This window comes from Mesorhizobium sp. M2A.F.Ca.ET.039.01.1.1 (genome assembly GCF_003998035.1).
GTDB lineage: Bacteria > Pseudomonadota > Alphaproteobacteria > Rhizobiales > Rhizobiaceae > Mesorhizobium.
In genome coordinates this window covers 1-1,638 of record NZ_RZRY01001062.1, presented here as the reverse complement: position 1 = coordinate 1,638, position 1,638 = coordinate 1, and the positions used below count along the sequence as shown (strand labels likewise).

2 protein-coding genes are annotated in these 1,638 nt (G+C 56.5%); both read left to right on the top strand.

Annotated elements, in window-relative coordinates:
- The first annotated feature begins 402 nt into the window (after positions 1 to 402).
- Positions 403 to 1,347, top strand: coding sequence for a hypothetical protein (locus EOA24_RS37240; RefSeq protein ID WP_189354565.1), 945 nt, complete (start codon positions 403 to 405; stop codon positions 1,345 to 1,347).
- Positions 1,344 to 1,638 (top strand): hypothetical protein (locus EOA24_RS42600; protein WP_210213647.1); only part of this gene is annotated, 295 nt, incomplete at its 3' end. The genes EOA24_RS37240 and EOA24_RS42600, both read left to right, overlap by 4 nt.

Sequence of the window (1,638 nt, the reverse complement as noted above, 5' to 3'; positions counted from 1 at the left end):
CTTTTCAATGGGCGGGTGATCGGGATGGTTATACCGACATCGCCAGTTTTTTGTAGTGGGACTGGGCGGCGGCCGAAACGAATAAAACGCAATTGTAATACTTATGATGCGAATAATTATCTCACCTGTTCTTGAAATAATCTTGACTTGCCAAATCTGGATCGCCATAACCCCGTCACTGCAAGCATCGCTGCGAAAGATCAATGCCAACAAGCGTCGGCTAGCATCAGGAGCAGACCATCAGAACTGAAAACACCGCCGATCGCTCGGCCGGCCGCGCTTCTCCGAGTTCAGGCCGTCGGCGCCGTACTGCGCGGAGCCGGGGCGGAAGTCCTTCATAAATTCAGCGATGGGCAGGGGGGTCGTAATTAATCCATGCTTTGGCTTATCGGAACTGGTCCCATGGCGCGTGATTACGCCTTGGTTCTAAAGAGTTTAGACGTCCCGTTTACGGTCATCGGAAGGAATGAGGAGCGAACCGCAGCCTTCGCGCGTGCGTTCAGTTGCAATGGTCTTTCGAACGGGGCGGACCATGCTGTGCGCTTAGCGTTGCGTGGCGAAGTTGCTAGGCCCGCCTTTGCCATTATTGCGACCCCTGTCGATACTCTTGCCCCGCTTACGCTTCTCCTCGCTGACATATGCCCTCAGATCCTTGTGGAAAAGCCGGGCGCGCTTGAGGCTGAGGAGATCGACGCAATATTTCAGCACCCGCGGGTATCCCGCGGAATGACTTCCGTCTTCGTCGGTTACAATCGACGTTTTTTGGCGAGTGTCAGCACGCTTCGGGATCGATTGAGCGAGGAGGGACCGGTTCTCTCCGCAAGCATTGAATTTGACGAGCCGGTTCCGCGAATCGAGTCACTTGACACGAATACAGTGATTAAAGCGCGCTGGGGCTATGCAAATGCCTCCCATGTATTCGATCTTCTCTTTTATCTCTGTGGACGCTCCCGCGAACTTCATGCGATCCCCTCGCAGCCGATGGATCCTCCAGTCGGCTGGCATCCAGGGCATTCCGTATTCGTAGGATGCGGTCTTACATCAGCAGGAACACGTTACGTATACCACGGCAACTACGCCTCGGTGGGGCGCTGGCGTATCGCGATGAGCGTTCATCGGCGACGGTACGTACTAAGGCCGCTTGAGATACTGAAGATGGTCGAAGGGCCGTCAGTCGCCGAACAAGATGTGCCGTTGTTGCATAACGATGAGTCCAATCTCAAACCTGGCCTCAAGGGACAGGTAGAGGCTTTTCTCTCCGGCGATCCTGAAGCCCGGTTGGCCACAGCTGGATACCAAGCCTGGCACCTTCGTCATCTCGCAACGGTCTTTGGATATCCCGAGTGACCTCCCAGATCCCAAAAACAGACGACGCATCAAACGCTTCGGTGCTCGCAGCGATGGGTGGCCCCGAACACCGACGGGTTGGCATTCCCCCTTTAGCCCAAGGTGCGCGAGTGGCGGTGGTTGGGCTCGGCCTGATGGGCGCGCGCCATGTTACTGCAGCACTGCGTCGTGGGCACACGATCGTCGGGCTTGTTGATCCCTCTGCCAACCCGCACGCGCTCCAGCTGAACCCTGATCTTGCTTCGCTTCGCTGTGACACGCTCGCAGAGCTCCGTTCAGACACCGTCGACT